The sequence below is a fragment of the Nostoc sp. T09 genome (assembly GCF_002154695.1).
Taxonomy (GTDB): Bacteria; Cyanobacteriota; Cyanobacteriia; order Cyanobacteriales; family Nostocaceae; genus Aulosira.
The window spans coordinates 23265-48838 of record NZ_MTAV01000044.1; the positions used below are offsets into that span (position 1 = coordinate 23265).

Consider the following 25574-nt stretch of genomic DNA (forward strand, 5'->3'; position numbering starts at 1 on the left):
TAAGACTATTTAGTTTTTATCAATAGGAATTTCAATACAAAATTCTGTACCTTGTCCTACTTCAGATAGAAACCACATAGTTCCACCGTGTTTTTCTTCAATAATTTGCCGACTTATAGACAATCCCAATCCGGTTCCTTTGCCTACAGGTTTAGTAGTAAACATCGGTTCAGATAATCGCTGTTTGACTTCTTCTTTCATGCCAATACCATTGTCGGCAATTTGAATTATCACCACTGAACGCTGTTCATTAATATCAGTACGAATTCTAATCTGCCCTTGGTATTCTCTCACTGAAAAATTACTATTGACAAATGACTCTTCTATTGCATCAATTCCATTAGCGAAGAGATTCATAAAAACTTGGTTCAGCGGACCTGGAAAACATTCTACCAGTGGCAAAGTTCCATACTCTTTAATAACTTGAATTTCCGGACGTTCAGGGTTAGCTTTGAGGCGGTATTGCAAAATTAATAATGTAGAGTCAATACCTTCATGAATATCTGTAGGTTGGGCAATTGTATCATCTCGGCGGGAAAAGTGCCTGAGTGCATGAATCATCTGTGTCATCCGCTTTGTGCCTTTATGCATAGATGAGATGATTTCTGGAAAGTCGCATATCAAGTAATCTATATCAATTTCATCTATTTTGTTGATTATTTCTTCCTCAGGCTGAGGATAATATTTTTGATAGAGACGTAACAAATCAATAAAGTTTTGAGTATATTCTGAGGCGTGACCTAGATTGCCTAAAATAAAGTTGACTGGATTATTAATTTCATGGGCAATCCCAGCAACTAATTCACCAAGGGCAGACATTTTTTCTCGTTGTACCAAGCTAACTTGAGCTTGGTGAAGATTATGTAGAGCTTGAGACAGTTGAGATGTTCTTTCTTCTACGCGCTGCTCTAACTCTTGAGTCAGCTTTTGTAACTTCGCTTCAGCTGCAAGACGTTCTGCTACTTCTTGTTTAAGTTGCTGATTTTGAGCTTGCTGTTGCTTGGTGAGGTTACGTATTTTGAGATGAGTCTTAACACGAGCCAGTACTTCTTCTTGCTCAAATGGCTTAGTAATGTAATCTACCGCACCTAAACTGAATCCTTTAACTTTATCGACAGTTTCTGAGAGGGCTGTCATAAAGATTATCGGGATATCACAGGTCACAAGATTTGATTTTAAGCGATCGCAGGTGGTAAATCCGTCAATTCCCGGCATCATCACATCCAATAAAATGATATCAGGACAAGCATATTCAGCTTGAGCGATCGCACCTTCACCATTTACAGCAACCAATATCTCCCAACCAGTATCCATCAATGCTTCCGATAGCACTTCCAAATTATTGGGGTTATCATCCACAATCAAAATTACTCCTGTTTCCAGAGCAGATATATTCATTGTTCACCTTCTCGATATAGCTGAATAAATTCCTTGATTTTTTCGATTTGAAAGCTTTTTGCCAGTTGCAGTAACTCTTCAGCAAAAGGTACAAACTTTTCATCTAAATTTTTTAGCTGCTGTGCTTGCTCTCGAATAGCTTTAATGTTACCTCTCATTGCCAATTCCAAAAGTTGTTCAATTTCTTCAGGTGGAATCACAATTGAGTCAGTACTTTTTTGCTGAGCATTCACAGAAGTGACTTCTAGGGTTTTTTGTTCTTGTGGTGACTCATAAATCCACTCAAATTGCAAGTGTTGCTGTAACTTCTCAAATAATTTATCTGCTTGCACTGGTTTTAGTAGAAAATCATTGCTACCAGATTCTAGACTTTGATGCGCTTCAGATTGAAATATATCAGTAGAAGAAAAAATAATTGGCAACTCTTGAAATTCTGTTAGCCTTCGCAGGCGACGGCTCATTTCCAGTCCATCCATATCAGGCATAGCGAAGTCAGTAATAATCAAGTCTGGTTGAAATTGAACTGCTTTATCTAAGCCTTCTTGACCGTTAAATGCCTCTGCTATTTCAAAGCCCATATCTCCTATAAGATTAATAATTACCGAACTGTTTTCTATATTGTCATCGACAATCAAGATTTTTCGTTTATTGCCAGTAATTCCTATAATCTTTTTAGGAACAGCTACGCCAGAACTAGTTTGCTGATGAGTATTGATGAGTGTTTCACGATCCGATTTTCCTGGGCCATTTTCGTAAATCCATTCAATCTGTAAATATTTCTGTAGCTTTTCTAGTAAATCATCAGCATGTACAGGTTTGGGGAGAAAGTCATCTGCACCAACTCCTATACTCTTGTGTTCGTCAGATTCAAAGACGCTGGCAGATGAAACAATGATTACCAATTCCCCAAATTCTGGCATTTGTCGGAGGCGGCGTGTTAGTTCAAAGCCATCCATTACAGGCATTGTCAAGTCAGTAATTATTAAATCAGGCAAAAATTGCAAAGCTTTTTCTAAAGCTTCCTGACCATCAGTTGCTTCTGCCATTTCAAATCCAATTTCCTCTAGCAAATTGACAACAACAGAACGGTTTTCCCACTTATCATCAACAATCAAAATCCTGCGTTTACCATTGGCTATACCAACAATTCTGCCATCAGTTACAACTTTAGCCGATTGTATCCAGTCAGCCGATTCTTGTAAGTCTAAGTCAATCCAAAAAGTACTACCCTGACCTAACTCACTTTTGACCTGAATTTTACTGCCCATTAATTGCACAATCTTCTGACTAATTGCTAAACCTAACCCTGTGCCTTCTGATTGCTTTTTAGTATCTCCGACTTGCTCAAATGGTAAAAATATTTTAGCTACCTGTTCTTGGCTCATTCCAATTCCAGTGTCAGCAATTTGGCAGCGAATTGTCTTAGTTATTTGTTGGCTATTCTCGGTTAACGAAGGTTGCTCAACACAGCTAACATCAAACTTCACTCCTCCTTTTTCTGTGAACTTAATAGCATTGCCTAACAAATTAATTAATACTTGTCGCAGTCGCTTTTCATCTGCGCAAATGCCAATAGGTAAATCTGAAGTTGGTTGATAAATAAATGAAATACCTTTTTGGTCAGCACGAATCCGACAAATTTCCACAACACTTTGCAGAAATGCGGGAAAATGGAAGTCATGGTTGTAAAGTTCCATTTTCTGAGCTTCTATTTTGGATAAATCTAGAATATCAGTAATTAATGTTAGTAGATGTGAACCGCATTGATGAATAATTCTTAAGCCATTTTGCTGTTTAGTAGTTAAGTTTCGATCGCGTTGGAGAATTTGAGCATAACCCAGAATGCCATTGAGTGGGGTTCGCAATTCGTGGCTCATGTTAGCCAAAAATTCACTTTTGGCACGATTCGCTCGGTCGGCAAGTTCTTTTTTTCCTTCTAAGGAGCGGTAAGATTCAGCTAAGGTTGCAGCCATTTGATTAAATGCATCTGCTAGTTGTTCAATTTCATCTTTAGTTTGAATATTTAAGCGGTATTCTAGATTTCCCTTGCCGATGATTGCTGCTCCTTGTTGCAACTTTTGAATTGAGCGAATTACTGGGAGGAGAATCAACAATAATTGACCGACAAAAACCAGCAGCATAGATAAAATGAGAATTTGTCTGACCAGTTGAGTATTATGTTTAAAATGCTCAAATTCTTGCTTTGCTAACACATCCTGTTTTTGTAGCTTCTGAATTAAGACATCTAAATAGAGTTCAATATCCCTAGAAAAAGCGTTAATAACTCGAAAATCCTGTTGAGATTCGGCTAATTCTAGGGGTTTTTCGATATGAGATTGACTGGTTAGTTCTGTGACTAGTTCAGCAAGAAGACTATGGCGATCGCGGATTTTGCCTAACTCCGAAGCTATCCCTGGATTTAAATTTTCAAGCTCAGACAAATCTGTAACGAATGCAGTTAATGCGTCTTGGTATTTCACCAAACTGGCAGTATCGCGCCTTAGTAAAATTATGTCTTTGAGTGCAGCTACCTGGTTATTTAAAGCAACATTTATTTTTAAAATAGTTGTCAAAGCTTTAGCATTTTTAGCTTGAGTATCCTGCGCTGTACTTTCGGCTTGCCTGATGAAGATGTCACCGCCAATTAAAGTGGAAACAACTAGTCCAACGACAATCGCAGACGACCCAATGCACTTGGTCGTGATTCGCATAATTTTGTGTCGCCTTATTTAGTTGGAACTCGCTTTTGAAACTCTCTAATGATGTCGTAATCTCCATCTTGCACCAAAGTATATCCGGCTCCGATTGCGCCACTAGGATCTATCAGACCTGCTGGTGCGTCGATCAGTGCCTTTTTCAAGGTATGTTTCAATTCGATAGAGACTTTACTAGAAGCAACAATAGGTACGCTAGGAAGAGGAACAGATTCCCAGATAATTGTGTATTTTCTTGGGTCAAACTTTCCCTCTTTGACTTGCTCAGTATACGATCGCCGATCATCTGCGATCGCATCTACTTCTCCTTTGGCTAAAGCTTGCTTTGATTTATCATGACTGCCAGAGAAAACTACCAAGCTAAAGTCTTTGTTGGGGTTGATGCCAAATTCCTGCAATTTAGCCATTGGTACAACATATCCAGAAGTCGATAACTTGGTGACAAAAGCAAATCGCTTGCCTTTCAAATCTTGTAGAGTTTTGATACCACTAGTCTTGCTAGTAATAATTACAGATGTGTACCAAGGTCGCTTAGTGTCTCGATTAATTGGGGAAACAAGGGGTTCAATTTTAGGATCGCGAAGATGGGCTGCGATGTAGCTACTCGGCCCGAGGTATGCTAGTTCTGCCTTCCCTTGAATTAAGGCTTCAACGGCTTGATCGTAATCCTTGGTAATTTGAAATTTAAAGGGTCGCTTCAGTGCTTGAGACAAATAGTCAGCCAAAGGTTGAAGTTGCTTGTCTTGCTCAGTTGTAACCTGCCAAGGAATAACTGCCATTGTGAGAGTTGCTTGTTCGTCTCCTGCTTGATTGGGTGCGCTAGCAGGCGACTGAGCAGTAATTGGTTGAGTTGCAGATGAACTTTCACGAGTGGGAGTACAGGCTGTACTAAATATAGCGATCGCTAATGCTGAAATCGAGAAAGTAGCCTTTTTGCTAGGGAAACTATCCACAACTTTACAAAAAAGTTGCTGATACATAAATTTTTTCCTTTTGAAGCCTGTTCTGTGAAAAAAGCTTTACATCTTTATTAATCCCAAAACCGTACATTCACTCACATCAACGCTGCTAAATTTTTATTTTTTGGTTTTGTAAGTATTTATGCTTAAAATAGCAGTTTCCATTTGGACTTTAATAGAGTCAGGAAAACTTGACGGTGCAAACGTCCAATATGCTCGAATTCCATAGCGATAGCGTTACAGCATGAAGATTTTCCTCGTTTCAAAAGCACAGATAACCTACCTCAACTGCAACAATTGCATTTTGTCATAGTTCTTGGTTAGGGGAGTTTTGCTAAGTTAGGGGCTGCTATTACAATGGAAACTGATCGATTATGAGGATACAGTAAGCAATGACCCAAGTGCTTTTAGGAGAGAACGAAGGAATAGATTCAGCGCTGCGTCGGTTTAAGCGCCAAGTTTCCAAAGCTGGTATATTAGCTGACGTAAAATATCATCGGCACTTTGAAACACCGTTAGAAAAGCGTAAACGTAAAGCAGTGGCAGCTAGACGCAAACGACGTTTTAAATAAATCTATTTTCGTAGTGGCGCTGTTTGAAGACAAGTTCTTAAACAAACAACAAGACGTTGCCATGATTCTTACAAAAATTAATCAATATTTACCGCACCCTGATTGGGGTGTGAGTTAATTCCTTTCCCCATGTCTGGGGCGTCTCAAATGTCGTAGGTATGGTTGGATGGAGTTAGCGATAATCGCTACCCATCAACCAAAATCAATGTCAGATAACCGTTTAGTTTTTTCCGAGCAAGCTGACTAAGACTCAGAAGTTTCGATGGTGCGGCTGTTACAACGGTTCATAGCCTTTTCTACTCCTTGTTTGAGGCTGAGTTCTATGCACTCAACTACAAATTGAAGTACAAGAGACATCATTTGAGTTTCGCTAGCAGAAAAACGTCCCAGCACATGGGAGACAGTCCCAGAGTGGTCGGTATTGGTTGCACATTTTGGTTTACCAATACCGATACGCAAACGTGGAAAGTTTTGGGAACTCAAATGTGCGATCGTGCTTTTCATTCCATTATGACCCCCGGCGGAACCAGACAAGCGCAGGCGAGTCTTTCCTAGCGGTAAATCCATATCATCGTAAATTACCAACACTGACTCTGGCGGTAATTTATACCAACTAGTAACTGCATGTATAGCCTGTCCTGACCGATTCATATAAGTCAACGGCTTAAGCAAGCGGATTTTCCCACCAATCGGCGCAACACCTTCACCGTACTCCCCTTGAAACTTACGATTTTCTGTTAAGGGAATTTGCCACGAACGAGAAAGAGCATCAATAGCCGCAAAGCCAATATTGTGGCGCGTTTGGTCATATTTAGGCTCTGGATTCCCCAACCCGACAATTAGCTGGGGAATTACCAAAACTGGTTTTGTAACAGCCTCTGTCATTTTGACTCTAGTCAATCGATATGCAGCACCTAATTTAGCTTTTTGGGGAAGAACTAGCAGTGTCATGCTCCAATTCGGCTGCTTCGATTTGCTTGGGTTCAATTTCAGCAGTAGTTTTTACAGCTTGTTCTATTTGTTCTGCTTCACGCTTGAACTCGGTTTGAAATTCATTAGAAGCTTCTTGAAAGCCACGAATTGCTTTACCCAAGCTACGACCAATTTCTGGCAGCTTTTTCGGGCCAAAAACTAATAGTGCTACTACCATAATTACAGCCATTTCCGGCAGGCCAATACCAAATATATTCATGGGGTTTCTCCTATAAATCTATAGGTCAAGCAGGGAAGGAGAATATTATCTTCCCATTTATCTATGTTGACTTGTTTTGGATTAATTTTTTCAATATGAAATCTACAAAGAAACCCGGACGAGCCGGGTATAGCTTCGCTTATTCTAAAAGCTCAATAGCCTTGTATAAGTTAACGACCTATACTCCGCCAATCAACAAATACATCCTGGATCAGGATGGTCTTGTTATAGACTTGTAGAATAATCAGCAGAAAAACGAAAAATAATAGCATAAAAACAGCCATTACAGGTGTAGTTCCCCAACCCGGAGCAACTTTACCATACTCAGAGTTTAGGGGTCTCAGTATATCTCCCAACCTAGTCCTTTGTGCCATAGTTCACCTAAGATAGCTTGCCAAAGCTTTTTTTAATCTTCTGTAATATTCTATAAGAATAGCACTCATAATCTATCTCTCAATTATGGAACCCGCAATAGTTCTTAGCATTTCTGTCGCTGCCGTTGTTATAGCCATCACTGCGTGGGGAATCTATATATCTTTTGGGCCTCCCAGCAAAGAATTAGCAGATCCATTTGACGATCACGAAGACTAGACGCACATAAGGTTACAGACGCAATTCATAGCGTCTGTAAAAATCAGGGTTGACTTTCTGGTAAAATCTTAAAGCTGAGGATTTTCCAAGGGTCGATCGTGAAGATTTGTTGCCTAGATGAGAATTCAGTAGTGTCAGAACGCTCTAATAAATCTACTGGCTCTCCCAAATTTAATCCTAAATCACTCTGCAAAGATAACTCAGCTGTGTCTCCGTGACATTCATAACAACGCAGAATTAACTGCTGTTGATCATCTTCAGATTGCTTGAATGCCATCAAGATTAAATTATCTGCGGATAAATTTAGGAAACTCATTTTGTCAGTAGTCGTGAATTCTGAGTTCTGAGTATAGGGTGGATTTACAACTACTTGCAGCGGAATGTTCAACTCATAGCCACGCTTGACTGTATAGGCTGACTCCCAGCTATTAGGGTGAGGGTATAAAGCATAGGTAAATTCGTGAAAACCTCGGTCAGCTTCGGGATTTGGCCAGTTAGGGCTGCGTAGTAGTGTCAGGCGTAATTGATTTGGTTGACTGTCGTAACCATATTTACAATCATTCAACAAACTAACTCCATAGACACATTCATCAGTTTCCCCAGTCAAATCAGCCCAACGCAAGGCTGGTACTTCCCACTTTGCTTTTTCTGCGGGGGTTTGGGGTTTAGTTGGGCGGCGAATTGCACCACAAGGAATTTCATAAGTAGCAAAGTCTGCTGTAACGTTGAGAGGAAAAGCAGCTTTCACCAACACGTGATTTTCTTGCCAATTAACAGTAGTGGCAATTTTGAGTAGAGGTACACCAACTGACAATATATAGTCTTGGCAAAATTCTGATTCGCCCAACTGACGCACCACTCGCAAACGGCTTTGCACTGCACCTTTTTCTAGCCACTGAATCGATTTGAGAGTAGTTGGCGGTAAAGGATGCTGGGCATAATTGGGATCAATATTCCAAGCATCCCAATATTGTCCGCTATCTTGAAAAGCTTGCAGTTGATTACCTGCACCACTTAATACTTCGCGTTGATGAGTTTTATCAAAAACACTAGATAAATCTCCTGTGTTGGGATCAACTACAATGCGCAGGTATTCATTTTCCAGAACCCAGTCAGATGGAAGCGGTGGGTTCGGGGGAAGGAGGGAACTGGGAACAAGCCAAAATAGGCGGTAGCCGACGGCGGGAATATCAGTGGCGAGAAACAGCAGAGTTGATGGTTCACTTAGCTGAGATCCGAGTTCCTTTCCAGAAACATCGTAAACTTGCCATTGTTGGTTAGCAGTTTTGGGTAAACTGACAGACACCACCTCAGAACGCTGCCAATTCAGCGAATTGAAAACGACAATAGGCAAACTATTGGGTTGTGGTGGTTGTGGTGGAGTAATTTGGGATGCGATCGCTAACAATGATTCTTGTAATATCTTTGTTCCTATTTGTTCAACTTGTTGCCATTCCGGTAGAGCATCCAGATAAACTTGGGTAATTGAAGAACCAGGTAAAATATCGTGAAACTGCTGAAATAGTAGCTGCTTCCAAGCTGTTTCGATTTCTGCTTTCGGATATTCCACACCACAACTGATGCTTGCCAAAGTTGCAAATAATTCAGCCTGGTACAATAAGCCTTCACATCGCCGATTCCAACGTTTTTGATCTCCGTGGGTAGTGTAGCAGCCGCGATGGAATTCTAAGTAAAGTTCATCTTCCCAGACGGAGAAATTGCCACTCACGGTGTCTCCTCTGCTGATTTGCTGTAAATATTTTTCAGTAGTTGTAAATTCTAAGTTAGGGAAGAAAGGTGAGTGTTGCCAGCGTTGGGCAGTCTCTAACATATCACGAGTAGGTCCGCCACCATGATCGCCAACACCAGGGAGCCAGAGGGCATCTTTTATTCCAGTTTTAGTTTGCCATTCATAGGTGTAAGCTGCCATCTTCACTGGATTGATACCTTCACCAATGAGTGCAGACATCATACTAAATACTTGACTGCCATCAGGCGATCGCCACCAGAAAGCTCCATAATCAAATTTAGTAGTATCGTTCCACAGCAACTTTTGGGTGACAAAATATTCAATCCCAGCATTCACGAAAAACTGCGGTAAAGTTGCACAAAAACCAAAGCTATCGGGTAACCATGCTACAGGCGAAATCTTGCCGAATTTTGCTTGGGTATAGCGCTGACCATATAATAGCTGACGGACAATCGATTCCCCAGCAATCAAATTTAATTCTGGTTCCACCCACAAACCACCGATAACTTCCCAACGTCCAGCAGCTACCGCCTCTTGAATTGCCTTAAATAAATCTGGGCGATGTTCTTCAATCCAAGCATACTGTGCTGGCATCGAATGGCAGTAAATTAACTCTGGAAAATCTTGTTGCAACTTTAGCACCGACTCAAAAGTACGTTGTGCTGCATTCCAGGTTTCACTGACAGGCCATAGCCATGCTAAATCTAAGTGAGCATGACCAACTAAATAGATTTTGGATTTTAGATTTTGCGGAAAGTTGCCTGGAGGGTTTCCCTCCGTAGCAAACTTTCCAAGACAGATTTTGGATTGAACTAGGTTATTGCGTACAGACAAGAGTATTGTTTCCCACTCTTTCTTTTCTTCCTCTGTGTTCTCTGAGTCTCTGCGGTTCGTTACCTCCCTCACTACCTCCGCCAAAACATCCAACTTATCTGGTGCAAACTGTTCTAAATAAAGCTGCACCACAGCCAACTCATCAGCGACAAAACCGGCATCAGGACGATTATAATCAGGAGATTCGTAGACAAGGAGCGATCGCACCAAAGCACCATCATCATGTCCCGGACTCGCCAGCCGTAAAGACACAATAAATTCATCCCCTGGCGTCACTCCCTGACTCAGAAGTACTCTGGGTGAGCAATCAAATAAATCTCCCTCCAGCACTAACTCCCCATTTACATAAATCTCAGCAGCATCAGCCCACCAAAGCAGTGCTAGCCGCAAAGATAATCCAACCAAGGGATAACTCTGTAAATCCTGGGGAACTATCAACTTTTGAGCCAGCCACAACACTTTCTTCCCGGCTGTCCAAGCAATATTTCCTTTAGCATTTAGCTCAACAGGCGTCCATTGAGACAAATCCGATGCAGCAACATCAGTAATATTCCAGTCAGATTCTTGGTATAGCCAGGTAGACTGAAGATTTACTTGACAACAAGAGCGCAGTTGCGCAATTGCTTCTGATATTAAATTAGTATGAGATTGGCTTACAGGAAGGGTCATATTTTGGCTAAAATCAGGGCACTTACGATAATTAACAGTTTGTCGTTTTGACTGTGCAGTGGGAGTCTCGCAGATCAATCAAGCTCTAACTAACAAATCACTACCATGCCTTCTGGTTCCTCTGGTCGTTATCAAAGCAGAATATTTAACTTCGTTAACCAGCAATCTCGGCGGTTGACAGAACAGCTGGAACACACCATCCGGTATGTACAAGTTGCTACTAAATGGGGTGTTGGAGTACTACTTTACCCTGTATACCTGCTGTTGCAGTCAACCGAATCTTCAAAGAAAGCTCTGTATACTAAAGAACCTCAAACCAGACTACAGTTAGAAGCAGCAACTCCCTCAGATGTTGATACTCCTATTGAGAACGTACTAGAGACTGTCAAAAATTTACCATTTGCGGAAACCCCTGCTACATCTTCAAATAGCATATCGGCACCTGCAAATCCCTTGGCGGTTTTAGAATCCTTATGGTTGAAATTTATTCCTCGTAAACCAAGCAATAACTCTGGTCTTTCTCAATCATTAACTATTTCAGAGCATCCAGCAGGCAATCTCAACCCCTCACCTATACATCCAATGGTACAGGGAATTGCTACACATTTAGAGAAGCGCAATTTATTACTGATTACTGCGGATAATGAAATTTTGGATGTTTTAAAGCCTCAAGAACAAGCAAAATTAGAAGCTTTAATTATTAGTGAAGTTGCTAACTACTGGCGTTCTAGGCGCTTATTAGAAGAAACAAAACAAACTAATTTATTACCAGAAATTGAACGCTTGTTAACTAAGCTCACTGGTGGTAATCCAGAACAGATAAATGTTCTAAGTCCAGGTACAGTAACTGACGAGGTAAATGAGTCTAATTTTTTACCAAATTCACCAAAAGCTTTAGAATTTCTAGATGCAGTTGTGGCAAATATAGAATCAAATGCTCTAGTTCCAATCCAACAACGTAGCCGAGAGATTATCCAAGTTGCCCAAACTCAGTTCAATATATTTCTTTATGGCAAAGAGCAGTTAGCAGCTAGAGGACAAATTACAGTTAATACTGATGTTTTAGAAACTCAGACACTAAATATTCAAGCTTTGTTTGCGGCGGCGCTAAATTACTTTTTTGGTACTGGTACTGACAAAAAATTGGATACTCAAGAGACTAAAATAACATTACCAGGCAAACAATTACCTCTATCTAACAGCTGCCAGTTGAAGAATGAGGTTTTAAGTGCAGATTCTTGGTTAACATGGGGTGATTTGTTTGGTGACTCTGAAACGCCTGTAGAACAGCTAGTTACAGCCTCCCCAAGGACAAATCCAACACTAACCTCCAGTCCATCAGCAGCCCCTTCTGCGTCAAAGAATTTGATTAAGAGTTCTCAAAAATTTTTACAACTACCACAACTAAATGCTGGGTTAGTAAAAAAGAAAAAATCATCTGGTAATCACTCTCCTGCTCAGAAAAAATCTGGCAAAGTTAACTCTGCCAAACAAACTACCCCCCGGATTTCTAAACCTAGCAGTAATAGTAAACAAGGAGAAATTTCTCAGCGTTACCAAAGCACTCAAGTAGAGGCTAAACCAGATTGGATAGAAACAAAAGCAACACTAGTTGGATATGAAAAGCATATTTTAGAACAAATCTTAGAATTTCTTGATAGTATTATGCTTTGGTTAGAAACTATATTTGGAAACATTATTAGCTTTTTGCAGGGTTTTTTTCGAGTTAAGTAAGCTAGTATCGTTACCGAGTAAGTAGGGTGAGCAGTGCCCACCCTACGTAATATTTCTACGTAATATTTAAAAAATCAAGTATGAATCCTATAGTATCGTTACCAAGTAAGTCAAAAGTTAAAAGACTCTGATTTAAATTTTTGGTCACTGTGTGAGGTGATATATTTATTTGCGCCGCGCTGTATTAAAAATGGTATGACTACTATTCATTTTTTCTATTTTGAATTTTTAATTGTCGAGTACTATTGGTGGGTTTCTTAGTGAAAGTTACTGTTTACTGTAAGTACTTCAATTTCAAAAATCCACTAGAAAAACCAAAGATGGAAACGTTTGTTGTGGATTTACCTCAAATCCCAAAGATTGGGGAAACAATTGTGGTTGAGAGAATGTCGCCTACCAAACAGTGTGTAATTATTTTTGAGTACACTGTCACTGCTGTGCAGTTTAATGCAGCCAGCGAATCGGCTGATGCACCAAATGCCAGGCTCAATGTATGTTTGAACCACTGTTGGGAAGGTACATCCAATTTTAAGGTGACAAACTTTTTAGAAAAGTAATTCTTTACCAAAATAAGTGATTAAGGAAATTACGCAATAGCTTTGGTCCACTTGGTTCTTGGTAATCTGTAGGTAATAAAGCAAGCATTGCATCTTGCACTGCCAAAACAACTGCATCGACTTCCTGACGCTTTGGTGTAGTAACAGGAGAAAAGTATAACGGCTGACCAAATCGAATAGTTAGTTCTTTTCCCAGATAAAGGTCATGAGTACCAATCAATGCTATCGGTACTATGGGTACGCCAGATTTTAGGGCATAAATTACAGTCCCTCGCTTCAAAGGGATGTGTAATTTACCCACAGTTTCTCCTAACCGTCCTTCTGGAAACAGAACTATGCCATCACCACGAGCCAAGATTGCCAGCACAATGCGATCGATTTGTCGTAGTGTTTGGATATCTCTGCCTGTGGGTACGTTCTGTTCAATTGCTGTCGCTAACTCTAGCAAGTCTTGTCGTCCTGCTTTAGCCTCTGCAATGACAGCAAATTCTTCTTTCCACATCCTTTCCAAAGGAATTACACCCCCAGCAAAACTGAGGATCAGGCGCTTCCACCATTTGTTGTAGAGGGTACGGGCATCACCAAGGATGTAGTAATAAGGATGGGCGGGGATTTCGCCTAGTAAGAGAAACGGATCGATGTGGTGGAGATGGTTAACAGCCAGAATTGCAGGTTTTTGCGGCAATCTTTCTAAGTTTTCTACCCGCACACGGAAAAAAGCATGAATGAGCGATCGCAATACGAAGCGACGCAAACCTCCACTAGCTTTCGGTTCGCAATACTCCACAGTAATTGTTGCCAATTGCTCGAGTGTTTCCCCAATCCTCTGGCGAACAGCTGGATCAACAGCCGCAGCCAAACCCTCTTGCACCCGCTGGATTGCTTCAGTAGTCAAAGGCGGTAAGCTATTTGATTGTGTTTGATTTTCTGGTGCCTGAGAAGTTGCCCCATCAGCGCAGTTTTGAGTCACAAAGTCCCTAGAATTATTGTGAATAATAACCTCTTTGAATTCGTAAATAAATCTTAGTTCTTGATTTCATCGTATTAACCAATCTATGGTGAGAAACTTAAGAAAAAATGCCAAAAATTAACACTATGTTTTACCACAGTGAAGGTACTTTCAAAGGTGTGGGGAAGCTTGACCTGTATTACCAAAGGTGGTTACCAGAAGGTAAATTACGGGCGATATTGGTCATTGTGCATGGATTGGGAGCGCATAGCGGACGGTATGGAAATGTAATTGAGCAGCTCTTGCCTCAACAATATGCTGTCTACGCTTTGGATCAGCGTGGTAATGGACGCTCACCAGGACAGCGAGGCCATATCAATAGTTGGGCGGAGTTTCGTGAAGACTTGAAAGCCTTCATCGAGTTAATTAAAACCCAGCATCCAGGCTGCCCAATTTTTGTTATGGGTCACAGCTTAGGTGGAGTAGTTGTCTTAGACTACATTTTGCACCATCCTACAGAAGCATCGACATTGCAGGGTGCGATCGCACTTGCACCTGCTTTAGGAAAGGTGGGCGTGTCAAAAGTTCGGCTACTTATAGGAAAACTCCTCTCCCGCATCTGGCCGCAGTTCACCTTAAATACTGGCATTGACCTGTCTGCTGGTTCACGGGATGAGAAAATTTTAGCGGCTTACGCCCAAGATCCCCTACGCCATACCTTAGGCACTGCCCGTCTCGCTACTGAGTATTTTGCCACAGTTGCTTGGATTTATTCCCACGCTGCTGATTGGCAATTGCCACTACTAATTCTCCACGGTGGAGCCGACCGGGTAGCTTTACCAGAGGGAGGTGAAATATTTTACCAGCTAGTACCCTACAAAGATAAGCTGCGAGTGGTGTATCCCGAAGCCTATCACGAACTGCAAAGTGACCTCAATTACCAAGAAGTACTGGCTGACCTAGAAGACTGGTTAGAACAACATTTACCCGATGAGGTGAGTAAAGCCACATTCAGCATATAAATTAATACTGCTAGATCTACCTTAGGGTTAAAGATAATTTCTGAGCAATTTCCTAGCTTAATTTGTAGAGATTACTTAAGTGCAGAGACAAGATTTGAGATGGTAAACGAGGTTTCTGCTCATCCCAACAAGGATAGAAATGGCTCAAAAACAACAGCAGGCAAGTGTACACGATCTGATCGTCATCGGCGGATCGGCAGGCGGAGTTACGGCATTAACTGATTTAGTTAAGCAGTTGCCGGCTGCTCTGAATGCCGCTGTCATGGTAGTTGTTCACGTACACAGCGAAAGTCCGTCTATTTTGACGGAGATTTTGAATAGTGCTGGAAAATTGCCAGTTTCTACAGCCCAAGATGGTGAAGCCATTGAGAAAGGAAGAATTTACGTTGCTCCACCTGACTATCACCTACGGGTGAAACCTGGATATTTGCAGTTGACAAAGGGACCAAGAGAGAATCATCATCGCCCAGCCATTGATCCACTGTTTCGCAGCGCAGCGCAAGCCTACGGACGACGGGTGGTAGCTGTAGTGCTAACGGGGATGCTGGACGATGGCACCGCAGGACTGATGGCAGTAAAAATGCGGGGCGGTGTGGCAGTTGTTCAAGACCCCGATGATGCAATGTATTCGTCAATGCCGCACAGCGCCCTTGAAAATGTAGACAACATTGACTACATTTTGCCACTGTCAGAAATACCATCTATCTTAGTAACTCTAGCTAATACGCCGACAGAAAACTCCCAACAAAGTAACCTTGAATCCGATCTAGCACAATCAAATATGGAAGCGGAATCTGGTGATCTAGCAGGTAAACCATCAACATTCACCTGTCCTGATTGTGGTGGTTCTCTCTGGGAAATTGAAGAAGGAAAAATGTTGCGTTTTAAGTGCCATGTAGGTCATGCTTTCGGTGCAAAAACTCTTTTGGCAATGCAGTCTGAGGTCTTGGAGGAGGCGTTGTGGAGCGCTATGAGGGCACTGCAAGAGAAAGCTATGCTTTCAGAACGCATGGCTTCCAAAATGCGCGATCGCAACCTCAAATTGGCAGCACAACAAATGGAACGAGAGGCGGAAGCTGCCAAACAGCGCTCTCAGCTGATTCGGGAAGTCCTAGAAAAGGGGATTGAAGTTAAGTAGTTTATGACATCTACCATCGGGTAGATTCGTAGAATACCAATAGTTAGATTTCTGAAAAATAGTCATGTGATTTAATGAGGTCAGCCATATAGGTATACGGGCAGTACCTTAGTGAAGCGTGACAAAACAGGTAAATTTATCCACAGTTGGGGACGAGAATCGAAACAGGCAGTTAATCTATCGCTAACCAAGACAGCTTGGCAGATGCTCAAGCAGGAAGCAAGTAAACGCGGCGTTTCCCGTTCTGAACTGGTGGAACGCTTTGCTCGGAGCTTGGAATCGAGTTCTGCGGAAAGCTATGTTGGTGAAGCCGACGGCAAAATCAGCGCCTGGGAAGATTTTCAGCGATCTGCGGCAGTTGTGCCTAAAACAGAAGAACAAATACTCCAGCAGCAGGCACAAATCCAAGCTAATCAAGGCCAATGGCTAGAGGCTGTACTAAATCTGCTACCCATCCCCCTACTATTTATTGACCCTAATACGGCTTGCTTCACCTTCGCAAATCAAGCGGCGAAAGAAATGGCAGGAGGTGAAATTTATAGCGATCGCCCAGCTGGGGTATATGACAGAGATTTTTACTGCACTGATGCTACAGGAAAACCAATACCGCCCGAACAACTGCCAGCAGTCCGAGTCGCACGAGGTGAAAAAATTCAAGGGGCGGAATTGAATTGGCACACCCCAACTGGCGTTTACCCGTTGCTTGTTCATGCCGATACCTTACCTGCAATGCGCGATCGCCCGGCAATATGTGTGATGGTGTTTCAAGATATTCGCTTACGCAAGCAAACAGAACTGCAACTTCAACAAAATCAGCGGTTTATTCAACAAGTTGCCGATGCTACACCTGGGATTTTGTACATTTATGACCTGATTGAGCAGCGTAATGTTTATGTAAATCGGCAGATAGGGGAACTCTTGGGTTACACTTCAACGCAAGTGCAAGCAATGGGCAACCAGTTATTTGCCCAATTACTGCATCCCGATGATGTTGCCAGACTACTTGCTCACATGCAGCGGATGCATCAAGCACAAGATGGGGAAATTATTGAGTGGGAATACCAGATACGCCACAGCAATGGAGAATGGCACTGGTTCTTGAGCCGGAATTTAATATTTACCCGGACAAACAATGGCTCACCGCAGCAAATAATTGGCCTTTCTCATGATATTACCGATCGTAAACAAGCAGAAGCCGCTCTTAAACAAAGTGAGGCACAAGCAAAGGCCCGAGCAGAGGAATTAGAAGCATTTATGGAAGTTGTCCCGGTTGCTGTCTGGCTTGCTCACGATCCCCAGTGCAATCAAGTAACTGTAAATGCAGCAGCCTATGAGTTAATCCGGGCAATCCCTGGTTCTGTCGCTACCGCCACACCTGAGGATGGCGTGTATCGCTTCAAGTTTAAGACGCGACGCAACGGTCAAGATCTCCTGCCAGAAGAATTATCTTTACAAAAAGCCGGGCGAACTGGACAGGAAGTATGCGAAGAAACAGAACTCGTCTTTGAAGATGGTGTGGTGCGGCATATCTACGGTAAAGCAGTTCCCATCCGCGATCAAGAGGGTAATGTCCGTGGTGTGATTGGAGCATATGTAGATATTAGCGAACGCAAACAAGCCGAGGAAGCTTTACGATTGAGTCAAGAGCGCTATCGTTTCTTAGCAGAATCCCTACCGCAACTTGTCTGTATGTCTGATGCGGATGGGATCACCAATTACTGCAATCAAAGTTGGATTGATTACACTGGGCTAACTCTAGAGGAAACCCAAGATAATGGATGGCAGCAAGTTATACATCCTAACGATCTGCCTTTAATCTTAGATAGGTGGACAGAGGCTTTAGAACGGGGCAATGGCTACACAATTGAGTTTCGGCTCAGAAGGTTTGATGGTGTCTATCGCTGGCACTTGAGTAGAATCGTTCCCATCAAAGCAGACAATGGCAGTATCGTTAGTTGGTTAGGAACAGGAACAGATATTGATGACCGCAAACGTACTGAGCAACGAGAGCGGTTTTTGGCTCAGGCTTCACAAACTTTTGCCGCAGCTAGCTTGGATTTGCAAACTATTTTAGACACCATCACCCAACTGATTGGCGATCTGACTGGTGATGCTTGCATTTTGAGTTTGTTATCTGAAGACAAACAATGGCTAAAGACGGTTTCCTTGCACCATATCAATCCAGAGGTAAAAGAATTTATTAGCAAACTGCTAGAGCATCCGCGTTCTATTCATGATGGGATGGCAGGAAGAGTAGTACAGACAGGTGAGATGATTTTCTTGCCAGTTGTATCGCCAGAGCAGCTGCATAATTCCATGACACGAGAATATTTGTCTTATTTAGAGCGCTTCGGCATTTATAGTTTGTTAATTATACCTTTGAAAGTGCAGGAGCAAATCATTGGCACACTAGGTATTTCGCGGGACATACCGGGAAATCCCTTTAACAATGACTATCCAAGGTTATTACAAGATATAGCAGACCGAGCCGCAATGGCGATCGCGAATGCTCGACTGTATGAACAGGCACAACAAGCACGCCAGCAAGCAGAGCAACTTGCTAACCGTACCACTCGTCTACAGTTGGTCACGGCGGCCCTCTCAGAGTCGCTGACACCGGCTCAAGTCGCTGAAGTTATTGTAGAACAGAGCATTTCTGTACTCAATGCCACTGCTGCTTTAGTAGCAATTGTCTGTGAAAATCGCCGTGAACTGGAAATTATCCACTCTGTTGGTTTCCAAGCAGATATCGTTAATACATGGCGGCGGATTTCAATTACTTCATCAAGTCCGCTGTCGGAAGCTGTGCGGACTGGAAAACCTGTTTGGGAAGAGTCGATAGATGAGCGCGTCACTCGCTATCCTCATCTAGTAGATACTTATGCTAGCTATGATTATACCGCTTGGATTTCCTTACCCTTGATGATTGAGGGTCGAGCAGTGGGAGGAATCACCCTTGGTTTTAGTGAATTTTCTTCCCTAAATCAGGATGAGCGGGCGTTTATCTTGGCTGTATGCCAGCAAGCAGCCGGCGCGATCGCTCGTGCCCAACTCTACGAAGCCGAGCAGCAAGCTAGAGCCGCAGCAGAAGCGGCAAACCGGACAAAAGACGAATTTCTCGCTGTTCTCTCTCACGAACTACGAACACCCTTAAATCCCATTCTGGGCTGGGCTACATTGCTGCGCAAGGGAAAGCTTGATGTTAACAAGACAGATATAGCCCTAGAAACTATCGAGCGCAATGCCAAATTACAAGTTCAACTGATTGAAGATTTACTCGATATTTCTCGGATTTTGCAAGGTAAGCTCAGTTTAAATTCTGCTCCAGTTGACCTGAAAGCAACTATCACAGCCGCAATTGAAACTGTGCGTTTGGCAGCCGAAGCTAAAGGTATTGAAATTCAAACCAATTTTACATTCAATGTCGGTCAGGTTTTAGGCGATGCGGCTCGTTTGCAGCAAGTTATCTGGAATTTGCTCTCGAATGCGGTGAAGTTCACGCCTACAGGGGGTCGAGTTGATATTCGCTTAGAGACAATTGATACAGATGCTCAAATTCAAGTCATAGATACTGGCAGAGGTATCAATCCGGAATTCTTGCCCTACGTTTTTGATTATTTCCGCCAAGCTGATAGCAGTATCACCAGAACCTTTGGTGGTTTAGGCTTGGGGCTGGCGATCGTGCGGCACATCGTAGAATTACATGGAGGAACTGTCAAGGCTGAAAGTCTTGGAGATGAGCAGGGAGCCACCTTCACAGTTAGACTACCACTGCTGTTAACACCGACTTCCACAACACAAGCGGAAGCATCGACACAAGAAATGCGAACTTTGCATGGAATTCAGGTGCTAGCTGTAGATGATGAAGTAGACAATCTAGAATTAGTCGCTTTTATTCTGGAACAGGCGGGTGCTAGCGTTATCACCGTTTCTTCGGCAACCGAGGTGTTGCAGGTACTCAATCAAACTCAACCCGACATTTTGCTAGCTGACATTGGTATGCCAGAAATGGATGGCTATACATTGCTACGCGAAATTAGAGCCTTGCCACCGCAACAAGGGGGACTGATAAAAGCGATCGCTTTGACTGCCTACGCTGGGGAAATAAATCGACAACAAGCCTTGCAAGCCGGATTTCAGATGTATCTCTCCAAACCAGTTGATCCAGAAGAGTTAATTGAGGCGATCGCTCAAGTTCTGAAGTGCGAGTAAATTATTGCGATCGCATCAGGCATTGAATAAACTGTAGTGTTACAAAAATGTATTAACAATAAAGAATTCAGGAGTCAGGAACCAGAATTCTCCAATTGAATTCTGTGCGACTGGCGAATGAATAAATGGGTTTAACTCCGCCACCAAATCATAGATTTAGTGGTCTTCAATCAGTGGCGGGTTTAAATCCCCTACTGATTGCATTCTGAATTCTGAATTCTGAATTCTGAGTTCTGGTTTAATGCTTCCATGCTGATAGGTGTTTAAAAAACAGTAGATATTTAATTTAGGGCTTTACACCGGGGTCATTTATTTTCCGCCTCAGTTGTTTACATTTTATGAGAAATAGGTTGCTGAAGAGTGAGAGTTTTTTACAGCCAAGATAGGTTCCCCTTTTATTCCTCCACGATTAAGAGTACAAATTTTATAAAAGTTTTCACAATCGAAAATTGCCAGAACTAACTCTTTTCCTGTTGAGTAATAAGATGGTAAAGGTTTCCCTACCTCGCATTCCATATCTATTTCAGTGTGACGCCATTGTAACTTCCAAATCCGCTTTTCGGTTACTGTTGCTTGAATAGAACTAGCGATCGCACTATATACCTGCTCAGCTTTAACATTATCCTTGGCTGCTGGAACAAAAAATTTCATAGGCTGTGGTTGTAAATATACATTTCATTAGCACCAGCGTAACGTAGTTACCAAGGTAATCTACTGCCATCCCAAGAAAAAAATTGCCCACTATCACCTTCCTGAAGTTGCTCAATCACATTCAGCAATTGGGTAACAGTGCGTTCTACTGAAAATAACTTTTCTGCTGGTACATTTTTCTGGAACGGCTGCGAAAGGCGTGTATCTGTTGTTCCTGGATGTAATGTCACTACCAAAGTTTTAGGACTGCTTCTGCCATACTCAATTGCTGCTGTGCGCATCAACATATTCAACGCAGCTTTAGAGGCGCGATAACCATACCATCCACCAATTTGGTTATCGCCAATACTACCAATTTTGGCAGAAATACTAGCAAACACACTACGTTCTCCATGTTTGAATAATGGCAATAGATGTTTAGCTAGCAGCACCGCACCAATACTGTTGATTTGAAAGTAGCGCAGTAAATTTTCTGAATTTATTTGTTTTAAACTTTTTTCTGGTTGCAAAGTCCCTTCATGTAGTAATCCTACACAGTTGACTACCAAATGCAGCTTATTAACTTGGGTACTTATCTGTTGAATAGCTTCAGCAATTTGCAATTCCTCAGTGCTATCCAGCGACAAACAAATTAATCTCTCAGGATGTTCGCTGGCAAGATTAATTAATTCAAATGCTGAATCTGGTTGACGATATGTAGCATAAATTTTGCTAATTCTCTCATCTAGCAGCAATTTTTTTACGAAACCTAAACCAATACCTTGGCTTGCTCCTACAATCAACGTATTGACTTGATTAATTTCATCGATAAAAGACATATAGCACGCTATTTTGTGGACTTATCCTTATTTTGTTACTACAGGAAGAGTATAATCAAAAATAAAATCAGAAATAGTAAGTAATAGAGAATTTTTTATAGTTATATAAGGGTAAAAGATTTTGGTAACTATTAAATGTAGAAATATCACATTTTCCAATATTCAAGCGATTTTGTTTGATAAAAATGGTACTCTAGAAAACTCAGAAGTGTACTTGCGATCGCTTGCACAAAGAGGAGCGCGGTTGATTGACGCTCAAATACCAGGTATTGGGGAACCCCTACTCATGGCATTTGGCGTCAATGGCAATAACTTAGATCCAGCTGGTATAGTGGCAGTCGCAAGTCGCCGCGAAACCGAAGTTGCAGCTGCCGCATATATTGCCGAAACAGGTAGGGGCTGGTTTGAGTCCTTAAAAATCGCTCGTCAAGCTTTGGATGAAGCAGAAAAATACATTGATCAAACTCCTTCGCCACTGTTTGTCGGTAGCTTGGATGTGTTAAAGTCTCTCTTTGAAGCAGGATTAAAACTAGGCATCCTCTCAGCAGCGACAACTCAAGAAGTCCAAAGGTTTGTAGCTTATCACCAGTTAAGTGACTATCTCCAGCTAGAAATGGGGGTAGATGAAGGGCCGAGTAAACCAGATCCAGTACTATTTTTGCAAGCTTGCCAAGCTTTGGGCGTAGAACCAAGCGCCACATTGATGGTAGGTGATTCTGTTGGTGATATGCAAATGGCACGCGATGCTAAAGCCGCAGGTTGTATTGGTATCACTTGGATTGGAAAATCAGATCATGTCCAAGGTGCAGATGTGGTGATTAATCAACTGGATGAAATTCAAATTCTGGAAGCTTAAATCTTAGGTAGTTTACCAAAATTACTTGTACGAAGAGATCCAAACAATTTGAGATGTGTCTTTAGGCTAGATCGCAGGTTGGAAATCAGCCTGCAAACAAGCGTGTAATTACTCCTCATCAGTTGAAGTCAGAAAAAATACTAGTGTGAAGATGATGTAAGGGAATAAAGCTTATTTAACTAGATATTTGTTTCCGCTACACTATTTAGTCATAGTTAGTATCATTGTCTTCGTTCGTTCTCTGTACTATTAGGTAATTGGTAGTCATTTTTTGACAAGAGCTTGTTAGTACTTATCAGGACAACAATTAACATCAGTAGCTGGATTTGCCAAGGTGCTAAAACCAAGCTCAAAACGAAGCAAATGAAGCCAAATACACCAGCAATGTAAGCTATTTCATCAGTAGATTGCTTAACTAAATAGCCAGTTAATAAAGCCGTACAAAGTGGAACTAGAAAAAACAAAGCCATTTTTACTAACCTCTAAAATCAAACGTATAACGCTGATATAAACAGATTAAAACGGTTTTTGACCCTGTGGTTAATTTTACATTCCAGCAAGTTATAGAAACTACTGCCTATGTAAAATAACGGTGGAGAAAATTAAGATTTTGTAATCATCTGGTAAATTAGCTTAACACTATTACGATTGCATTAAAAGAACGATTAGCATATTACCTTGAGAAGTACCGTTTTCCACTTAGACACTCAATGCTGAACATTCCTCAACTACTGGCAACTGAACTAGACCTTAAACCCTTTCAGGTGCAAAATGCGCTGGAACTTTTAGCAGAGGGTGCAACTATTCCCTTTATCGCGCGTTACCGCAAAGAGCGCACCGGCGAAATGGATGAAGTTCAACTGCGGGACTTATCCGATAGGTATACCTACTTAAGCGAACTGGAGGAACGAAAATCGGTAATTTTAAATGCGATCGCCAACCAAGGTAAACTCACTGATGAACTCAAAGCGCAAATTACTTCTAGTTTACAAAAAACTGAACTTGAGGATTTATACTTACCTTATAAACAAAAGCGCCGCACCCGTGCCACTATCGCCAGAGAGAAAGGCTTAGAACCACTGGCGGAGTTTATTAAATCATTGAATGTGAAAAATCCAGTATCTGCTTCTTTAGAAACAGAAGCTGCAAAGTATATTTCGGAAACTCAGGCAGTAAAATCTGCTGAAGAAGCGCTGAAAGGTGCGTCTGATATATTAGCCGAGGAAGTCGCAGAAAAAGCTGAATCACGAGCATATATTCGTGATTACCTCTTAGAATCGGGGGTATTTACCTCGCGGATTAAAGACGAACATCCTGAAGGTACAACGAAATTTGAAATGTACCGTAACTATCAAGCTAAGGTGAAAAACATTGCACCTCATAATATCTTGGCGTTGTGTCGAGGTGAAGCGGAGGGAGTTCTAAATTTTGAAATCGCCTTTGATGAAGATGTGGTACTTTCCTATCTGGAGTCAAAGGAGATAAAAACCAAAGTCCGCGCTATTCGCGATTTTTATCAGGCGATGGTGAAGGATGCATTTAATCGCTTGATGAAAGCATCACTGATAGGGGAAGTAATTGCTGAGAAGAAAACCTACGCTGATTTTGAGTCAATTAAAACCTTTGAAACTAATTTGCGGGAGTTGCTATTATCTGCACCAGCTGGGATGAAACCAACTTTAGCAATCGATCCTGGGTTCAGAACTGGGTGTAAAGTAGCAGTAATCGACCAAACAGGGAAATTTTTGGAATACCAAGCCGTGTTTCCCCACCAAGCAGCAGAACAACGCACTAAAGCTGCACAAACTATCAAAAATCTCATTGAAAAGTACAAAATTGAGTTGATTGCTATTGGTAACGGTACAGCTTCCCGCGAGACTGACGAGTTTGTCTCCCAAGTACTGCAAGCTATAGAACGCAAACCAACAAAGGTAATGGTAAATGAATCGGGTGCATCTATCTATTCTGCTAGCAAAGTAGCATTAGAAGAGTTTCCCGATTTAGATATTACCGTGCGCGGTGCCATTAGCATTGGCCGGCGGTTGCAAGATCCTCTGGCGGAACTAGTGAAAATCGATCCGAAATCGATTGGCGTGGGACAATATCAGCACGATGTTGACCAGAAATTGCTGAAGAAAAAGTTAGATGAAACTGTAGAAAGCTGCGTTAACTATGTTGGTGTAGACTTGAACACGGCTTCTAAAGAATTGCTGACATTTGTCTCTGGAATTACGCCAGCAGTTGCCAATAATATTGTTACCTATCGCAACCAGAATGGAGCCTTTAAAAATCGCCGCCAACTGTTAAAGGTGCCAAAGCTGGGCCCCAAGGCGTTTGAACAAGCAGCCGGGTTTCTGCGAATTCGCAACAGTGAAAATCCTTTGGATAATACAGCCGTACATCCAGAGAGTTACTCCTTAGTAGAAGCGATCGCATCTGACCTCAGCGTACCCTTAAATCAGGTTACACAAATTGCGGCAAAACTCCAAAAGACCAACCTGAAGAAATACGTTACCGATACCGTAGGCGAACCGACACTGCGCGACATTCTCAGCGAACTCGAAAAACCAGGCAGAGATCCCCGTGCTGAATTTAAGTATGCCACCTTTAAAGAGGGAATTACAGAAATCAAGGATTTGAGCGAGGGTATGGAATTAGAAGGTATCATCACCAATGTCGCCAACTTCGGTGCATTTGTTGATATCGGCGTACATCAAGATGGATTAGTGCATATCTCCCAACTTGCTGATAGATTCGTAGACGATCCGAAGAAGATTGTCAAAGTCGGACAAGTTGTGAAAGTCCGGGTACTGGAAGTTAACGAGAAACTGAAGCGAATTAGTTTGTCAATGAAGTCTGTTAGACAGTAAATATAACGTTTCTATCAATAGTTAATCTATAGGGCTTATCGCTTGATTGCAATACAGTCGGAACCCCACCCCGCATTTGAAGCGCGCA

The 25574-nt window shown here is 41.9% G+C and carries 20 protein-coding genes; 9 read left to right on the forward strand and 11 right to left on the reverse strand.

What is annotated here, in order from left to right:
- Positions 1-9: 9 nt before the first annotated feature.
- Genes BV372_RS11060 through BV372_RS11070 form a run of 3 tightly spaced genes read right to left on the reverse strand, consistent with a single transcriptional unit; the run spans position 10 to position 5092 of the window.
- Entirely contained in the window at positions 10-1398 is a 1389-nt protein-coding gene (locus BV372_RS11060; RefSeq protein ID WP_086686555.1) for a response regulator, read from the reverse strand.
- The gene (locus tag BV372_RS11065; protein WP_086686556.1) at positions 1395-4109 is read right to left on the reverse strand and encodes a response regulator; all 2715 of its coding nucleotides are present in this window, start codon (positions 4107-4109) and stop codon (positions 1395-1397) included. The genes BV372_RS11060 and BV372_RS11065 overlap by 4 nt, the downstream gene beginning before the upstream one ends.
- Positions 4110-4123: 14 nt before the next feature.
- A complete protein-coding gene (locus BV372_RS11070) occupies positions 4124-5092 on the reverse strand; it encodes a phosphate/phosphite/phosphonate ABC transporter substrate-binding protein (protein WP_086686557.1) in 969 nt (322 codons plus the stop codon).
- A gap of 371 nt (positions 5093-5463) precedes the next feature.
- Between BV372_RS11070 and rpsU the strand changes: the two genes are divergently transcribed.
- A complete protein-coding gene (rpsU, locus tag BV372_RS11075) occupies positions 5464-5643 on the forward strand; it encodes a 30S ribosomal protein S21 (RefSeq protein ID WP_086686558.1) in 180 nt (59 codons plus the stop codon).
- 243 nt (positions 5644-5886) lie between these two features.
- Here rpsU and pth read toward each other — a convergent pair whose 3' ends face one another.
- The 3 genes from pth to psbH form a co-directional block, all read right to left on the reverse strand.
- Positions 5887-6528, reverse strand: coding sequence for an aminoacyl-tRNA hydrolase (gene pth, locus BV372_RS11080; protein WP_086686614.1), 642 nt, complete (start codon positions 6526-6528; stop codon positions 5887-5889).
- A 34-nt stretch (positions 6529-6562) separates the two neighbouring features.
- On the reverse strand, positions 6563-6835 hold the full coding sequence (locus BV372_RS11085; protein WP_086686559.1) for a TatA/E family twin arginine-targeting protein translocase: 273 nt from the start codon (positions 6833-6835) through the stop codon (positions 6563-6565).
- Positions 6836-7005: 170 nt separating this feature from the next.
- A complete protein-coding gene (psbH, locus tag BV372_RS11090) occupies positions 7006-7209 on the reverse strand; it encodes a photosystem II reaction center phosphoprotein PsbH (RefSeq protein WP_086686560.1) in 204 nt (67 codons plus the stop codon).
- An 85-nt stretch (positions 7210-7294) separates the two neighbouring features.
- Between psbH and psbN the strand changes: the two genes are divergently transcribed.
- Positions 7295-7426 (forward strand): photosystem II reaction center protein PsbN, encoded by a 132-nt coding sequence (gene psbN, locus BV372_RS11095; RefSeq protein ID WP_086686561.1) that lies wholly within the window; start codon positions 7295-7297, stop codon positions 7424-7426.
- Positions 7427-7469: 43 nt separating this feature from the next.
- On the opposite strand, the gene BV372_RS11100 is transcribed toward psbN, so the two are convergent.
- Complete coding sequence (locus BV372_RS11100) at positions 7470-10679, reverse strand: alpha-mannosidase (protein WP_086686562.1); 3210 nt, start codon at positions 10677-10679, stop codon at positions 7470-7472.
- Positions 10680-10784: 105 nt separating this feature from the next.
- Here BV372_RS11100 and BV372_RS11105 point away from each other — a divergent pair, with 105 nt between their 5' ends.
- Together BV372_RS11105 and BV372_RS11110 are read left to right on the forward strand one after the other, a co-directional pair.
- Positions 10785-12413, forward strand: coding sequence for a hypothetical protein (locus BV372_RS11105; RefSeq protein ID WP_086686563.1), 1629 nt, complete (start codon positions 10785-10787; stop codon positions 12411-12413).
- 320 nt (positions 12414-12733) lie between these two features.
- On the forward strand, positions 12734-12970 hold the full coding sequence (locus BV372_RS11110; RefSeq protein ID WP_256973161.1) for a hypothetical protein: 237 nt from the start codon (positions 12734-12736) through the stop codon (positions 12968-12970).
- A 4-nt stretch (positions 12971-12974) separates the two neighbouring features.
- Here BV372_RS11110 and BV372_RS11115 read toward each other — a convergent pair whose 3' ends face one another.
- A complete protein-coding gene (locus tag BV372_RS11115) occupies positions 12975-13940 on the reverse strand; it encodes a 1-acyl-sn-glycerol-3-phosphate acyltransferase (protein ID WP_256973162.1) in 966 nt (321 codons plus the stop codon).
- Between the two features lie 125 nt (positions 13941-14065).
- Between BV372_RS11115 and BV372_RS11120 the strand changes: the two genes are divergently transcribed.
- The 3 genes from BV372_RS11120 (at position 14066) to BV372_RS11130 (ending at position 20291) form a co-directional block, all read left to right on the forward strand.
- Positions 14066-14941 carry an alpha/beta hydrolase gene (locus BV372_RS11120; protein WP_086686617.1) on the forward strand — a complete coding sequence of 292 codons (876 nt, stop codon included), beginning with the start codon at positions 14066-14068 and terminating at the stop codon, positions 14939-14941.
- A gap of 139 nt (positions 14942-15080) precedes the next feature.
- A complete protein-coding gene (locus BV372_RS11125) occupies positions 15081-16079 on the forward strand; it encodes a chemotaxis protein CheB (protein WP_086686564.1) in 999 nt (332 codons plus the stop codon).
- A gap of 111 nt (positions 16080-16190) precedes the next feature.
- Positions 16191-20291, forward strand: a complete 4101-nt coding sequence (locus BV372_RS11130; protein ID WP_086686565.1) for a PAS domain S-box protein — start codon at positions 16191-16193, stop codon at positions 20289-20291.
- Between the two features lie 336 nt (positions 20292-20627).
- On the opposite strand, the gene BV372_RS11135 is transcribed toward BV372_RS11130, so the two are convergent.
- Positions 20628-20942, reverse strand: coding sequence for a hypothetical protein (locus BV372_RS11135; protein ID WP_086686566.1), 315 nt, complete (start codon positions 20940-20942; stop codon positions 20628-20630).
- A gap of 47 nt (positions 20943-20989) precedes the next feature.
- The gene (locus BV372_RS11140) at positions 20990-21760 is read right to left on the reverse strand and encodes an SDR family NAD(P)-dependent oxidoreductase (protein WP_086686567.1); all 771 of its coding nucleotides are present in this window, start codon (positions 21758-21760) and stop codon (positions 20990-20992) included.
- A gap of 121 nt (positions 21761-21881) precedes the next feature.
- Here BV372_RS11140 and BV372_RS11145 point away from each other — a divergent pair, with 121 nt between their 5' ends.
- Entirely contained in the window at positions 21882-22616 is a 735-nt protein-coding gene (locus BV372_RS11145) for an HAD family hydrolase (RefSeq protein ID WP_086686568.1), read from the forward strand.
- A gap of 221 nt (positions 22617-22837) precedes the next feature.
- Here BV372_RS11145 and BV372_RS11150 read toward each other — a convergent pair whose 3' ends face one another.
- Positions 22838-23086: a hypothetical protein gene (locus tag BV372_RS11150; RefSeq protein ID WP_086686569.1), complete on the reverse strand. Its 249-nt coding sequence runs from the start codon at positions 23084-23086 to the stop codon at positions 22838-22840.
- Between the two features lie 240 nt (positions 23087-23326).
- Here BV372_RS11150 and BV372_RS11155 point away from each other — a divergent pair, with 240 nt between their 5' ends.
- Positions 23327-25486, forward strand: a complete 2160-nt coding sequence (locus BV372_RS11155) for a Tex family protein (protein WP_086686570.1) — start codon at positions 23327-23329, stop codon at positions 25484-25486.
- Positions 25487-25574 lie beyond the last annotated feature (88 nt).

Coding starts and splice junctions, on each gene's coding strand:
- BV372_RS11060 (WP_086686555.1), bottom strand. CDS start 1,398: ATGAATATATCTGCTCTGGAAACAGGAGTAATTTTGATTGTGGATGAT.
- BV372_RS11065 (WP_086686556.1), bottom strand. CDS start 4,109: ATGCGAATCACGACCAAGTGCATTGGGTCGTCTGCGATTGTCGTTGGA.
- BV372_RS11070 (WP_086686557.1), bottom strand. CDS start 5,092: ATGTATCAGCAACTTTTTTGTAAAGTTGTGGATAGTTTCCCTAGCAAA.
- rpsU (WP_086686558.1), top strand. CDS start 5,464: ATGACCCAAGTGCTTTTAGGAGAGAACGAAGGAATAGATTCAGCGCTG.
- pth (WP_086686614.1), bottom strand. CDS start 6,528: ATGACAGAGGCTGTTACAAAACCAGTTTTGGTAATTCCCCAGCTAATT.
- BV372_RS11085 (WP_086686559.1), bottom strand. CDS start 6,835: ATGAATATATTTGGTATTGGCCTGCCGGAAATGGCTGTAATTATGGTA.
- psbH (WP_086686560.1), bottom strand. CDS start 7,209: ATGGCACAAAGGACTAGGTTGGGAGATATACTGAGACCCCTAAACTCT.
- psbN (WP_086686561.1), top strand. CDS start 7,295: ATGGAACCCGCAATAGTTCTTAGCATTTCTGTCGCTGCCGTTGTTATA.
- BV372_RS11100 (WP_086686562.1), bottom strand. CDS start 10,679: ATGACCCTTCCTGTAAGCCAATCTCATACTAATTTAATATCAGAAGCA.
- BV372_RS11105 (WP_086686563.1), top strand. CDS start 10,785: ATGCCTTCTGGTTCCTCTGGTCGTTATCAAAGCAGAATATTTAACTTC.
- BV372_RS11110 (WP_256973161.1), top strand. CDS start 12,734: ATGGAAACGTTTGTTGTGGATTTACCTCAAATCCCAAAGATTGGGGAA.
- BV372_RS11120 (WP_086686617.1), top strand. CDS start 14,066: ATGTTTTACCACAGTGAAGGTACTTTCAAAGGTGTGGGGAAGCTTGAC.
- BV372_RS11125 (WP_086686564.1), top strand. CDS start 15,081: ATGGCTCAAAAACAACAGCAGGCAAGTGTACACGATCTGATCGTCATC.
- BV372_RS11135 (WP_086686566.1), bottom strand. CDS start 20,942: ATGAAATTTTTTGTTCCAGCAGCCAAGGATAATGTTAAAGCTGAGCAG.
- BV372_RS11140 (WP_086686567.1), bottom strand. CDS start 21,760: ATGTCTTTTATCGATGAAATTAATCAAGTCAATACGTTGATTGTAGGA.
- BV372_RS11150 (WP_086686569.1), bottom strand. CDS start 23,086: ATGGCTTTGTTTTTTCTAGTTCCACTTTGTACGGCTTTATTAACTGGC.
- BV372_RS11155 (WP_086686570.1), top strand. CDS start 23,327: ATGCTGAACATTCCTCAACTACTGGCAACTGAACTAGACCTTAAACCC.